The organism is Dietzia sp. DQ11-44 (assembly GCF_014145205.1).
GTDB lineage: Bacteria > Actinomycetota > Actinomycetes > Mycobacteriales > Mycobacteriaceae > Dietzia > Dietzia natronolimnaea.
The window spans coordinates 1-13,315 of the sequence record NZ_JAALEC010000310.1 but is presented as its reverse complement, the minus strand read 5'-3'; the positions used below and the strand labels follow the sequence as shown (position 1 = coordinate 13,315).

General features: G+C 69.2%; 10 protein-coding genes and 1 pseudogene. 4 read left to right on the top strand and 7 right to left on the bottom strand.

What is annotated here, in order from left to right; all coding sequences use genetic code 11:
* Nucleotides 1-299, top strand: a pseudogene (locus tag G6018_RS08595) (sodium:calcium antiporter); the annotation flags it as partial.
* 70 nt (nucleotides 300-369) lie between these two features.
* Here G6018_RS08595 and G6018_RS08590 read toward each other — a convergent pair.
* Nucleotides 370-1,035: a TrkA family potassium uptake protein gene (locus tag G6018_RS08590; RefSeq protein WP_182639387.1), complete on the bottom strand. Its 666-nt coding sequence runs from the start codon at nucleotides 1,033-1,035 to the stop codon at nucleotides 370-372.
* Nucleotides 1,028-2,335, bottom strand: a complete 1,308-nt coding sequence (locus G6018_RS08585; protein ID WP_187700989.1) for a potassium transporter TrkG — start codon at nucleotides 2,333-2,335, stop codon at nucleotides 1,028-1,030. Before G6018_RS08585 ends, G6018_RS08590 begins: the two co-directional genes overlap by 8 nt.
* Nucleotides 2,336-2,844: 509 nt before the next feature.
* Here G6018_RS08585 and G6018_RS08580 point away from each other — a divergent pair.
* On the top strand, nucleotides 2,845-4,014 hold the full coding sequence (locus tag G6018_RS08580) for an iron-containing alcohol dehydrogenase (RefSeq protein ID WP_182639386.1): 1,170 nt from the start codon (nucleotides 2,845-2,847) through the stop codon (nucleotides 4,012-4,014).
* Between the two features lie 83 nt (nucleotides 4,015-4,097).
* Here G6018_RS08580 and G6018_RS08575 read toward each other — a convergent pair whose 3' ends face one another.
* Nucleotides 4,098-4,709, bottom strand: coding sequence for a TetR/AcrR family transcriptional regulator (locus G6018_RS08575; RefSeq protein ID WP_182639391.1), 612 nt, complete (start codon nucleotides 4,707-4,709; stop codon nucleotides 4,098-4,100).
* A 4-nt stretch (nucleotides 4,710-4,713) separates the two neighbouring features.
* The gene (locus tag G6018_RS08570; RefSeq protein WP_241730984.1) at nucleotides 4,714-6,399 is read right to left on the bottom strand and encodes an AMP-binding protein; all 1,686 of its coding nucleotides are present in this window, start codon (nucleotides 6,397-6,399) and stop codon (nucleotides 4,714-4,716) included.
* A 167-nt stretch (nucleotides 6,400-6,566) separates the two neighbouring features.
* Here G6018_RS08570 and G6018_RS08565 point away from each other — a divergent pair, with 167 nt between their 5' ends.
* Both G6018_RS08565 and G6018_RS08560 read left to right on the top strand, forming a co-directional pair.
* Complete coding sequence (locus G6018_RS08565; protein ID WP_182639385.1) at nucleotides 6,567-8,516, top strand: NAD(P)/FAD-dependent oxidoreductase; 1,950 nt, start codon at nucleotides 6,567-6,569, stop codon at nucleotides 8,514-8,516.
* Nucleotides 8,513-9,658, top strand: a complete 1,146-nt coding sequence (locus G6018_RS08560) for a CaiB/BaiF CoA-transferase family protein (RefSeq protein WP_347237837.1) — start codon at nucleotides 8,513-8,515, stop codon at nucleotides 9,656-9,658. Before G6018_RS08565 ends, G6018_RS08560 begins: the two co-directional genes overlap by 4 nt.
* Nucleotides 9,659-9,664: 6 nt before the next feature.
* Here the strand turns inward: G6018_RS08560 and G6018_RS08555 are convergent, their stop codons facing one another.
* The 3 genes from G6018_RS08555 to G6018_RS08545 form a co-directional block, all read right to left on the bottom strand.
* On the bottom strand, nucleotides 9,665-10,840 hold the full coding sequence (locus G6018_RS08555) for a cytochrome P450 (protein WP_182639384.1): 1,176 nt from the start codon (nucleotides 10,838-10,840) through the stop codon (nucleotides 9,665-9,667).
* A gap of 73 nt (nucleotides 10,841-10,913) precedes the next feature.
* Nucleotides 10,914-12,086 carry an MFS transporter gene (locus G6018_RS08550; protein WP_347237836.1) on the bottom strand — a complete coding sequence of 391 codons (1,173 nt, stop codon included), beginning with the start codon at nucleotides 12,084-12,086 and terminating at the stop codon, nucleotides 10,914-10,916.
* Between the two features lie 39 nt (nucleotides 12,087-12,125).
* On the bottom strand, nucleotides 12,126-13,315 hold a 1,190-nt coding region (locus G6018_RS08545), incomplete at its 5' end, for an FAD-binding dehydrogenase (protein WP_182639383.1).

The window sequence follows — 13,315 nt, the reverse complement described above, 5'->3', positions numbered from 1 at the left end:
CCATCCGCTTCGACCTGCCGATCATGGTGGCGGTGGCGCTGGCCCTGTTGCCCATCGCCTTCACCGGCATGGCGATCAAGCGCTGGGAGGGGCTCCTCTTCGCCGGGTTCTACGCGGCCTACATCGCCTACGTGGTGCTCCAGGCGTCCGACCACGACGCCCTGGAGCCGTTCAGCACCGCGATGCTCTGGTTCGTCATCCCCTTCACCGCGGTGTGGCTGATCGTGCTGGCCACCTACGAACTCGGGGTGATCCGGGGACGGAGACAGGTGCGACGACACCTCGTCCCGGACGAGTAGCGCTGCCTGACACGGGGCCGCGCATCGGCGTGGCTCGGGTCCGCGGTCCACCCCGGCGACGGAACCGTGGTCAGGACAGCTCGGCGAACCGTTCGGTGTCGCGTACCCGGCCGGAGACGATGATCGTGTCGCCCGCGGTGAGAACCGTCTCGGCGGTGGCGTAGGTGAACCCCTCCCCCGGCCGTTTGATGGCGACCACGGTGACGCCGAAGTCGGTGCGGATGCTGCTCTGTCCGAGCGGCTGGCCGAGAGCGAAGGTGGGGGCGGAGGTCTTGACCATGGCGAAGCCGTCGTCGAACTCGATGTAGTCGATCATCCGGCCCCGCACCAGGTGAGCCACCCGTTTACCCATGTCGTGCTCGGGTCGCACGACATGGTGGACGCCGATCTGGGTCAGGATCTTGGCGTGGGAGTTGCTGGTGGCCTTGGCCCAGATGTTGGGCACGCCCAGGTTGATGAGAACCGACGCGGTGAGCAGGCTGGCCTCGAGATCCGAGCCCATTCCCACGACCGCGCGGTCAAACTGGTGGACCGACAACTGGCGCAGTGATTCGTCGTCGGTGGTGTCCGCCACCACCGCGTGGGTCAGACGGTGGGAGATCTTCTGCACCACGGCGTCGCTGGAGTCCACGCCCAGGACCTCGGCGCCCTGCGCCATCAGTTCCAGGGCCAGGGACTTGCCGAACCGGCCCAGTCCCAGGACCACGACAGCATCGGGGGCTCGTCGTCTAGCCAATGAGGGGCCTCTCTGCGGGGAGGTCGTACCGACGGCCACGCTGTCGCGCGGCCAGAGCACTGACCATGGTGATCGGGCCGATTCGACCCAGGTACATCAGCAGTATCAGTATCCACTGGCCCCAGTGGGGAAGCTCGGCGGTGATCCCCGTGGACAACCCCACCGTGGCGAACGCCGAGGTGACCTCGAACAGCAGCTCGTTGAGACCGAAGGGAGTCCCGGCCAGCAGCACGATGGTCGAGGTCATGACGAGCCCGATCCCGATCAACGCCACCGCGAGTGCCTGGCGCTGCACCCGGGTGTCCACGCGACGATCGAGAATGGTCACCGACCGCTCACCACGGACCTCGGCGATGATGATGAACAGCAACAGGGCGAAGGTCGTCACCTTGATCCCGCCGGCGGTCCCGCCGCTGCCCCCGCCGATGAACATCAACACATCGGTGACGAGCAGCGTCGCGTCGTCCAGGTCCGCGTAGTCGACGCTGTTGAACCCGGCCGTCCGGGGCATCACGCCCTGGAACGCCGCCACCAGGACCTTCTGCGCCGCACCGTAGTCCTGGAGGGTGCGGGCCCACTCCAACGCGAGGACCGCGCCGAAGCCGAGAGCCAACAGCACCGCCGTGACCGAGACGGTCAGTCGTGTGTGCAGGGTCCACCCCGCCCGTGACCGGCTCCTCGGCGTGGTCCGCCGCAGCCGGCGGCCCACCTCGAACAGGACCGGGAACCCGAGGCCGCCCAGGATGACCGCGATCATCAGCGGAACGCAGATCCACGGATCGGTGGCGAACCCGATCATGTTGTCGCTGTAGAGGGCGAACCCGGCGTTGTTGAACGCCGAGATGGCGTGGAACACCCCGAGCCACAGCGCCCGCAGCACCGGTTCGTCGTAGCCCAGGGCGAAACGGACGGTCAGCGCGGCCGCGGTGACGAGCTCGATCAGGATGCTCAACCGGATCACACCGACGACGACGTCGCGGACGTCGCCGAGTTCGGAGGCCCGCGCTTCGGCTGCGGTGTTCATCCGGGCCTTGAGGCCGATCTGATCGGCCAACATCAGTCCGACCATCGACGCCATGGTCATGATTCCCAGGCCTCCGACCTGGATCAGGGCGAGGATGACCACCTGCCCGAACCCTGACCAGTGCACAGGGGTGTCCACGACGATCAACCCGGTCAGGCACATCGCCGAGGTCGCCGTGAACAGCGCCTCCGTCACCCCGGTGCCGCCACCGGGCTCGACGGCTCCGGGGAGGAGCAACAACGCGGTTCCCACCGCTATCGCCGCGGCGAAACTCATCGCCACGACCCGGACCGGGCTCAACACCACCCACCCGGACAACCGCCGCACCCCGGACGGCCACACCCGCCTGTCACCACCAGTCACGACCACAGACTGTAGACCCACGATTCCGGACGGAGGTCTCTGAACCCGTCATACCCCCACCAATAGACGATCCGCCGTTAGGCACAGGCCGAGGCGGGAATCGACGCCGGGGAACGACTCCCCCACGGCGATGTCGCTGCGATGGCCCCCACCCTCCGACCGCGACCACTCCCGCAAAAGTCCTGGCGACACCGCCGCCATCGGCGCAGTGCATCCCGTGCCTCGCACTGCCGGAGACAGATCACCGCCAACTGTGGCCCACGCCACAATCCTGATGTAGGATAACGACTGTTAGCCACGGGCGGAACGTCACTGACCGCGCTGCGCCCGATTCCCACTCGAACCCCGACGTCATCTCAGGAGTGCCGGAACGCTCCTGACGACGCCACGGGTCGAGGACCACAACGAAGGACGGTAACGCCGTGCAGTCATCACTCATCTCTCTGTCCTCCATGGAGAGAGTCCACATCGGGACCCCGGTCGCGGAGGCCGCGGCGCAGGAAGCGGAGTTGCTCGGCGCGAGCCGTGTCTTCGTGGTCTGCAGTGGGACCCTGAACTCCCAGACCGACGAGATCCAGCGGGTGATCGAGGCGCTGGGCGAGCGCTTCGTCGGCCTGTTCGACGCGGTCCGGCCCCACGTTCCCCGCGAGGACGTCATCGCGGCGACCCTGGTCGCGGCCGAGGCGGACCCGGACATGCTGCTGTGCGTCGGCGGCGGGTCGGCGACGGACCTGACCAAGATCCTCGCGGTCACGCTGGAGCACGGGATCCGCGAGGCGTCCGATATGGACGGCTACCACCTCCAGGTCAATCCGGACACCTCGGTGACCGCCCCGAGCTTCTCGGCTCCGAGCATCCCCGTGGTCGTGGCGCCCACCACCCTCGCCGGCGGCGAGTTCAACGCCCTGGCGGGATCGACGGACGAGAAGACCAACGTCAAGGAGGGCTACGTCCACCCGGCGATGACCCCGCGGGCCGTCATCCTCGATCCCGCGCTCACGCGGCACACGCCGGAATGGCTGTGGCTCTCGACCGGGGTGCGCGCCCTGGACCACGCCTTCGAGACCCTGGGATCACTCGAGTCGAACGGGTACTACGACGGGATGGCGATGAACGCCATCCGCCTGCTCTCGGAAGGACTCGTCCGTGTGAAGGAGGACGCGGGCGACCTGGAGGCCCGGCGGATGTGCCAGGTCGGGGCCTGGTCCTCGATGGTCGCGATCGTGGCGGGCCTCGACATGGGCATCAGCCACGCGGTCGGGCACGCGCTCGGCGGGTCGTTCAAGGTCCCGCACGGGTACACCTCGTGCGTCATGGCGCCCTTCGCCCTGGAGTACAACCGAGAGGTCAACGAGCATCGCCAGGCCCTGATCAGCGTCGCCTTCGGCGAACCGCAGACGCCCGCGCACGAGCTCGCCGACTCGCTCATCCGGCGACTCGGCATGCCGCGGTCGCTGGGCGAGGTCGGGCTGTCCGAGGATGATCTCCCCAGCCTGGCGGCGTACACCTTCAAGGACATCTGGTGCGGGACCAACCCGAACCCGATCGCGAACGCGGACGCGCTGGTTCCGCTGCTGCGACGAGCGCTCTGATCAGCGATACAGACCGGACCGGCCCCCTCTCGCCCGTGGCGGAGGGGGCCGGTCCGTCTGCGCGGGCGCGGCGTGCGAGAGCGCTATCGGGCCGCCTCCGCCGCGCCGCCCCGGACCCCGCGCCGGGGCCCGAGGATGCCGTTGACGATGTAGTCCACGTAGGTGGAGACCAGCGCATCGATGTCGTAGTCGTCCCGCAGCCACCAACTCACACCGTTCATGAGGTCCAGGACGGCGACGGCCGCACGCAGCGGATCGTCGACACCGAACTCGCCGGCGCGGATGCCCGCGGCGATCACGTCGCGCACCCGCCGCTGGTAGTACTTCCGGTACTCGACCACGCGCTCACGGTGGTCCTCCGTCAGCGCCGAGAGCTCCCGCAGGCTCACCAGATGCTCCACCCTGTTCACGGCCAGGTGGCGGAGGTGGACATCGACCAGCGAGGTGAGCCGCTCGGCCGGCGTGCCAGCTTCGTCGAGGACGAGCAGATGCTCCTCCACCGGGACCCGGGTCATCTTGAGGGCGATCGCGTAGAGGATCTCCTCTTTGGAGCTGAAGTGGTTGTAGAGGCTGGCACCCTTGATCCCCACCGAATCGGCGATGCCGCGCATCCCCGCCGAGTGGTAGCCCTGCTCGGCGAAGTACTCGGCCGCCGCGGCCAGTATCGAATCGCGTCTGCTGGGCTCGGTGTTCAGCGTCTCAGTCCTTTGCGTGCAGGCGGCGTAGCTCTCTCTTGAGCAGTTTGCCCTGTGGGTCCGTGGGGAGTTCGTCCACGATCGTGATCACCTTGGGGACCTTATAGCCTGCGAGCACCGTCTTGCAGTGCTCTCGCAACTCCGGACCCGACACGTCGCTGCCGTCGACCGCGATGACGAAGCCGGTGACGGCCTCGGACCAGTACTCGTCCGGGAGACCGACGACGGCGGCGCGCGCCACCCCGGGATGGGCCTGCAGGACCCGCTCGACCTCCTGGGAGGACACGTTGTATCCCCCCGTCTTGATCATGTCCTTGTTGCGGTCGAGGAAGAACATGTTGCCCTCGGCGTCGCGTCGGACGATGTCACCGGTGTGGAGCCAGCCGCCGTCGAGGACCGCGGCGGTCTTCTCGGGATCCTTGTAGTACCCCGCCATCACCGACGGGGTGCGACACAGGAGCTCCCCGCTCTCCGCCTCGTTCCCGTCGGCGTCGACCACCCTGACCTCCAGATGGCCGACCGGTTTACCGATCCAGGTGGGGTCCTGCCCGGGAACGTCCTCGAGTTGCTTGAACCAGCCGACCGACCCCAACTGGGTCAGTTCCGACTGCCCCCAGTAGGTTCCCCAGATCGACGACGGGGCGGCGCGGTGCCATGCGTCCACCGTCCGCGGGGAGACCTGTCCCCCGTAGGTCAGACACCGCTGGATGGTCCCCACCGCATCGGGCCCGAAGCCCGGATGGTCCGCCAGGGAGATGAAGAACGTCGGCGTCTGGGCCAGGACCGTGATCTGCTCTGTCCTGATCATGGTCAACACGTCGGCGGGCGCGAGGCTGGCCGGCAGGACGAGGGTCGCGCCCAGGAGGATGAGGGAGGTCAGGGACCCGATCCCGGCGATGGTGTGGAACGGCATGACGAACAACCAGACGTCGTCGTCCAGGCAGCGCAGTCCCCACGTGTACGCGGGTGCGGTGGAGATCAGGTAGTTGCGGTGCGGCAACATGACCCCCTTCGGTGCCGCCTCGGTCCCGCTCGTGTAGACGATCATCGCGAGGTCGAGCTCGTCGATGTCACACTCGGGCTCCGTGTCCGGGGAGGACCCGAGGTGGCGGTCGAAGTCGTGGCAGCCCGTCTCGTCCGTGCTCACGGACTCCGTACCGTCGGGTCCCGTGCAGTCGAGGACGACGATCTCGGGCCGGTTCTCCGACTCACCGAGCGCCGCACGGACCACCGGGAGGAACTCCGCGGCCACGACCACCGCGGCGGGCTCGAGGTGGGCGAGCTGTTGCGCCACCTCGCCCGTGCCCAACAACACGTTGATCCCGGAGTAGGCGGCGCCGATCTTGAGAATTCCGTAGTAGGCGATGACCGACTCCACACGGTTGCGCGCCATCACCGCGACCCGGTCGCCGCGGGCCACACCGAGCCCGAGGAGCATGTGGGCGGCCCGGTTGGCGCCCCGGTCGAGCTCACCGTAGGTGGTCACGGTCCGACCGCCACCGGGTGCGTAGGAGACGATCGCGGCTTTGCCTGCCCGGCTCTGCGCATGACGGCGGAGCTGGTCACCCAGGGTCGCCCGTCCCAGGGGAGCGGACTGAACCGAGGTCAGGCGGTGGCCCGGGGCGCCACCGGTCCCCGAGGGCTGGCGCGGATCGGTGACACTCGACTCGACACGTACCGGCTGTTCCATGATTTCTCGCTCTCCCGCACTACTTACCGCCGTTAGTATGATCTGGCTCATACTTGCATCGCGGGCGAACGCGGTCAACCCCGAAGCAGACGAGAGTGTTCCCAACTTGTCCAGAGGAGTTCTCCGAACCCTTGGCCGTCTGACTAACTGCTGTTAGTCTGCGGAGTATGACCACAGTCACTGATTCGGATCGTCGCCGACTCCGCTCGGCGGTACGCCGGGGCAACGTCCCGACCATGCTCGCCGTCCTGCTCGAGTTGACGGCCGACGAGCGGTGGATGGCCCCCCGCTACCAGCCCACCCGCAGCCGGGGCATGGACGACAACTCGACCGGCGGTCTTCCGGACGAGGTCCAGGAAGAGATCCGGGAGGCGCTGGTCGACGCGGTCGAGCGCTGGTGGGAGTCGGATGAGCCCTCCCGACGGGAGATGGACGGCCCGGACGTCGAACGGTTGCTCAACTTCACCTGCGGTGAGACCGTGCCGCCGGACTTCGCGCCGATGATGGCGGAGATCGTCAACGGGCCGCCGATCGCGCCGGCCGCCGCCGAACCCGACGAGCGTCTCCACGCCATCGTGATCGGTGCCGGCATCGCGGGGATGCTCGCCTCCGTGGAGTTCACCCGGGCCGGGATCCCCCACGTGATCCTGGAGAAGAACGAGGACGTCGGGGGTTCCTGGTGGGAGAACCGCTATCCCGGCGCCGGGGTGGACACCCCCAGCCACCTCTATTCGATCTCCTCGTTCCACCACAACTGGTCCACGCACTTCGGTAAGCGCGATGAGGTCCAGGGCTACCTCGAGGACTTCGCCGAGGCGAACGACATCCGGCGGCACGTCCGCTTCCGCCACGAGGTGACGCGCGCGGAGTTCGATGAACCCGGGCAGTCCTGGAGGGTGACGGTCCGGCGGCCCGACGGCGGGTCGGAGGTCCTCCGGGCACCGATCCTGATCAGCGCCGTCGGCCTGCTCAACCGCCCCAAGGTCCCGGACCTCCCGGGCCTGGAGAGCTTCGGGGGTCGCCTCTTCCATTCCGCCGAGTGGCCGAGTGAGCTGGACGATCCTGACGCCCTCCGGGGCAAGAGGGTGGGCATCGTCGGGGCGGGCGCCAGTGCCATGCAGATCGGGCCGGCCATCGTTGACCGTGTCGGATCCCTGACGGTCTTCCAACGCTCGCCCCAGTGGATCGCCCCCAACGACGACTACTTCGCGCCCATCCACGAGGACGTGCACTGGCTGATGGACCACGTCCCCGGGTACCGGGAGTGGTACCGCGCCAGGCTCTCGTGGATCTTCAACGACAAGGTGTACCCGACCCTCCAGGTGGACCCCGAGTGGCCGGAGCCGAGCGCCTCGATCAACGCGACCAACCACGGTCACCGCAAGTTCTACGAACGCTATCTCCGCGATCTACTGGGCGACCGCGACGACCTCATCGAGGCGTCGCTGCCGGACTATCCCCCCTTCGGCAAGCGGATGTTGCTGGACAACGGGTGGTTCGCGATGCTGCGTAAGCCCCAGGTCACCCTGGTCCCCCGCGGGGTCCGGGCGGTCACCCCCTCGGGTCTTACCGACTCCGACGGCGTCGAGCACGAGCTTGACATCATCGTCATGGCGACCGGCTTCCACAGTGTGCGGATCCTGCACCCGATGGACATCGTGGGTCGATCGGGCCGCTCCACCCGGGAGATCTGGGGAGAACACGACGCGCGCGCCTACCTGGGGATCACGGTCCCCGATTTCCCCAACTTCTTCATCATGACCGGGCCCAACACGGGCCTCGGCCACGGGGGGAGCTTCATCACGATCCTGGAGTGCCAGGTCAGGTACATCATGGACGCCGTGGAGCTGATGCGGTCGCAGAACCTCGGCACGCTGGAGTGCCGGAGTGAGGTCAACGATCGATACAACGAGGCCGTCGATCGGCAGCACGCGCAGATGGTGTGGACCCATCCGGCGATGGAGAACTGGTACCGCAACCCGGATGGTCGCGTCGTGTCGGTGCTCCCCTGGCGCATCAACGACTACTGGGCCATGACCAACGCGGTCGACCCGGCGGACTTCCACACCGAGCCGGTCCACGCCGGATCGTCCCCGGCCCTCACCACCGGACGGTGAGCGTGCGGGACGAGGCGGCCCGGGACCCGCACGGCGGACCGCTGGACGGCCTCCGGGTGGTCGAGATGGAGGCCATCGGGCCGCTTCTGCACGCGGGGCTCATGCTGGCGGACCTCGGCGCCGACGTGATCCGCGTGATGCGACCCGTCCCGGTGGGTGCCGACGACGGCAACGACGAGGCGAACTCGGGGATGCTCCGGGGCGGGACCGAGGTCGCGGTCGACCTGACCGACCCGGACGGGCTGCGCCGGGTGCGCGACCTGGTGGGCCGCGCCGACGTACTGATGGAGGGATCCCGTCCCGGCACGATGGAGAAGCTCGGTCTCGGCCCCGACGTGTGGCAGCAGGAGAACCCGGGATTGATCTACGGCCGCATGAGCGGTTGGGGCCAGGAGGGACCGCTGGCCCGCGAGGCCGGACACGACATCAACTACCTCGCACTGTCCGGCGCCCTGGGGCAGCTCGGACCGGTTTCCGGACCGCCGTCGCCGCCACTGAACCTCGTCGGCAACTTCGGCGGTGGGTCGATGTTCCTGCTGGTGGGGATCCTGGCCGCCCTGCACGAGAGGCAGCGGACCGGCCGCGGCCAGGTGGTGGATGCGGCGATGGCGGACGGCGCGAGTTCCCTGACCGCTCTGGTCCGCTCATGGCAGCACGCCGGCCGGTGGTCCACCCGGCGGGGCACCAACCTGCTCGACGGGTCGGCGCCGTTCTACCGGGCCTACGAGTGCGCCGACGGCGGATACCTCGCGGTGGGGGCGCTCGAGGACGTGTTCTACGACCGCCTCGTACGCGGTCTCGGGCTGGATCCCGCCATCCTGCCGGATCGCTGGGACACCACCAACTGGGACGCTCTGTCCGAGACCTTCGGTCAACGGTTCGCCATGCGTGACCGCGACGCCTGGGCCGAGGACTTCGACGAGCTGGACGCGTGCGTCACACCGGTGCTCTCGCTCCGCGAGGCCACGCTCCACGACCACGCGGTACAACGGGGGGCCTTCGTCGACGCGGGCGGCTACCCGATGCCCGCCGCCGCCCCTCGGATGAGCTCGTCCCTCGGCGCAGCACCACCGCCGTGCCGTGCGGACGTGGACGCGGCCCTGTCGGGGTGGGGCGATCGGCGCCGCAGTCTCACACCCTGAGCCGTCTCACACCCGGAGACTGAGCGTCCGGAGTCGTCGGACCAGCAGGCTCTGGTGCCACTCGGCGTGGGAGGAATCGATCTCGGGGACCGGGTCGAGGCCCAGGAGGAAGTCCAGAGCGGCGAGCGACTCCATCCGCGCGAGCGCCGCGCCCACGCAGAAGTGGATCCCACGCCCGAACGACAGGTGCGAGCCCTCCCCCCGGTCCGGCATGAACCGACCCGGTCGGCTGAACTGTCGGTCGTCACGGTTGGCGCTACCCCAGAGCAGGAACAGGTGGGTACCGGCGGCGAGATCGACCCCACCGAGTTCGGTGTCCCTGGTGACGTGGCGATAGTGCCCCCGGAACGGTGCCTCCAGTCTGAGGGTCTCCTCGATGAAGAGCGGACGCGCGGCGGGGTCCGACCGGAGTGGATCCACCCACTCCGGGTGCTGCCCCAGTCGCCAGACCAGCGACCCCAGGTGCCCGACCGTCGACTCGATCCCCGCCGCCACCAGCTGGACCAGGACCTGCACCGCGACCTCGTGCGTCATGTCTGCGTCGTCGACCAGTCGGGCGAGGTCTCCGAGCACCGAGGCCGGTCGCGTGGCCCGCGCTTCTGCGAGCGCGCCGGAGAGGTACTCGATCAGTTCCCCGACCGATCGGACCGAGTCGTCGAGCTCGTCGGCCGAGACCATCCCGTCCAGCATCCGAGTGCTGGCGAACGCCCAGCGGCACAGCCTGTCGACGTCCTGTCGGGGCAGACCCATGAGGGTGGCGACGACCGAGGCCGGGAGGCGTTCGGCGATGTCCTTGACCCAGTCGATGCCACCGTCCCGGTGGCCCTCCGCCCACAGTTCGCGCAGTCGGGTGTCGATGACCGGTCTCCAGGCTCGGAGCTTGCGCGGGGTGATCGACGGCATGACCAGCGTCCGGTGGGCCCGGTGGATCTCACCGTCCGCGGTGGCCAGCACGTGCACGGGGGACCCGAGTTCGGCGACGGGGAATCCGGTGACTTCCCCGTCCGGCGCCACCACCATCGTCGCGGTGAGGTTGGAGGAGAAGTCCTCGACCCGGGCCGTCGCCTCCACCATGAGGTCCCAGGACCGGACCGCGTAGAACGACGAGTCCCCGATCCGCTCGATCCCCGGCGACACACGTGACGGATCGAGGAGGCCCATGACGTCGCCCGCGCTCTGCATGCCTGCCACCCTCGCGCACGAGCCCGTGCCGCACGGTGGATTCGGGGACACAGCGGCGTCGGGGCCGCTGTTCTCAGGCCACGGGAGCGGTGGCGTTCCTGCGGCTTCCGCCGAGCAGCACCAGCCCCACCCCACTGCCCAGGGAGACCGCGGCACTGATCAGGAGCAGCGTCCCGAGCCCGACTGTCGGGATCACGGTGCCCGCGATCGCCGGTGCGACGACGGAGCTCACGGCGCCCACGACCAGGCATGCGGTGAACGCCGCTCCCGCGCGGTCCGGCACCCGCTCGGCGGTCCACACCGCCAGCACCGCCGAACCGGTCATGTACCCCACACCGAAGACGCACGCCGAGACCACGGTGGCGAGGAGGGAATCACCGGCCGCGCCCAGCAACACCAACGCCAGGGCCACGGTCATCAGGCACATCGCGGCGACCCGGGTGCTGCCCCACCGCCCCGCCATGGCGCCGGTGGCCAGCGCCACCAGGCCGCTGGCGCCGATCAGGACGTAGAGGACCGGAACCGCGAGTGCGGGCAGGTCGGTGCCGCCGAGGACGTCCGCGGCGTAGGTGAAGTAGATGACGACGACGGCGAAGTAGACGACCGAGTAGCCGGCGGGGACCGGGAGGGCCCTGGCCGGCGCGGCGACATTCCGCTGGCCGCGTGGGCGTCCGGTCGGGTCGGTGCGCGGCACGAGGAGGAGGTTGAGGACCGCCGCGAGCACGGCTGCCACCGCGACGCCGGCCCACACCAGACGCCACGTCGTGTGGGTGGCGAGCACCGCCACCCCACCCAGCGCGATAAGCCCGGCGCCGGTGCCGGTGGTGATCATCGCCAGGGCCCTGGACTGCAGGCGTGGGGCCACCGTCCGGGTCACGATGTCGGAGTACGGCGCCCATACCCAGCCGCCCGCACTGCCACACAACACCGCTCCCGCCGCGAGGAGCCCGGGCGACTGCGCGACCACCACGATCACCGCACCCAATGCGCCACAGACCCCGCCGACCGTGGTGGGCGCACGCGCACCGCGACGCGCCGCCAGCGGACCCGCGAGGACCAGACCGGTGAGGAAACCGGTGAACGTGGCGCTGGCGATGAGCCCCAGCACCAGTTCCGAGACCCCGAGCTCCTGTCGGATGTCCGGAAGCGTCAGTCCGTAGACGTACCGCGCCATACCGAAGGCCACACCGACGACCGCCGCCCCGGCGATCCCGATCCGGGTCGCGGAGGAGGCCACCTCAGCCACGGTGCCGACCTCGGTCAGACCACGCGCGGCCCACCCCGGTCAGACCTCGCGCGCCATCGCCCGGCCCGCCTTCATCCCCGAGAAGATGCAGCCACCGAGGAAGGTGCCCTCGAGCGAGTTGTACCCGTGGACCCCTCCGCCGCCGAACCCGGCGACCTCCCCGGCCGCGTACAGGCCGGGGAAGGGTTCACCGTCGGGCCGCAGGCACTGGGAGTCCAGGGTGGTCTCGATCCCACCCAGCGTCTTGCGGGTCATGAGGTGCACCTTGACCGCGATCAGCGGGCCACCGGAGCCGGCGGCGGACCCCGAGCCGACGCCAGAGTCCGCGAGGAGCTTGTGCGGCTTGGCGATGCGGGTGAGCTTGTCGGTGAGCACCCGACGCGAGTTGTGGATGGCCTGCACCTGCGCGTCCTTGGCGAAGGGGTTGTCCATCTGTCCGTCCATGGCCAGGACGAACTCGCGTACCTTCTCCACCTCGAGCTCGGGCTCTCCTTCGCGGACCAACTCGTTCATCCCCGTCACCAGCTCCTCCAGGGAATCGGCCACCACCCAGTCCACGCCCTTCTCGGCGAACTCGCCCACCGAGGGCGGCAGCCCCTTCTTGGCGCGGGACAGGAACTTCTTGACCACCTTGTCGGTCATCTCCGGGTTCTGTTCGGAGCCCGAGAGCACGAACTCCTTCTCCGCGATGGCCGAGTCCAGGATGAACCAGGAGTGGTCGTACCCGGTCCGGCGGATGGCCTCGACGGACGCGGTGGTGTGGAAGCCCGGGAACAGCGGCACCGGCATCCGCGCGCCCGTGGCGTCCAGCCACAGCGTCGACGGGCCCGGGATGATGCGGATGGCGTGCGAGGGCCAGATGGGGGCGAAGTTGGCGACCCCCTCGGTGTAGTGCCACATCCGGTCGCGGTTGATGAGGTTCGCCCCGGCCGTGCCCGAGATCTCGAGCATGCGGCCGTCGACGTGCTCCGGGACCCCCAGGATGAGGTCTCCGGGCGCGTCGCCCAGGCGGTCCGACGGCCAGTACCGGCGCACGAGGTCCGGGTTGCCGCCGATCCCGCCCGAGGACACGAGCACCGCGCCGCCCCGGAACTCGAAGGTCCCCGTCTCCTCGCGGGGGGAGGACACGCCCCGGTCCAGATCGCACGGGACGAGGGTGGCGCCGCGGACGCCCACGGCCCGCCCGTCCTCGACGACGATCTCGTCGACGCGGTGGCGCACCGCGAATC

Bases quoted from the DNA above. Each gene is read 5' to 3' on its own strand.
- G6018_RS08570 (WP_241730984.1), bottom strand. From the start codon at position 6,399: ATGGAACAGCCGGTACGTGTCGAGTCGAGTGTCACCGATCCGCGCCAG.
- G6018_RS08565 (WP_182639385.1), top strand. From the start codon at position 6,567: ATGACCACAGTCACTGATTCGGATCGTCGCCGACTCCGCTCGGCGGTA.
- G6018_RS08555 (WP_182639384.1), bottom strand. From the start codon at position 10,840: ATGCAGAGCGCGGGCGACGTCATGGGCCTCCTCGATCCGTCACGTGTG.
- G6018_RS08585 (WP_187700989.1), bottom strand. From the start codon at position 2,335: ATGAGTTTCGCCGCGGCGATAGCGGTGGGAACCGCGTTGTTGCTCCTC.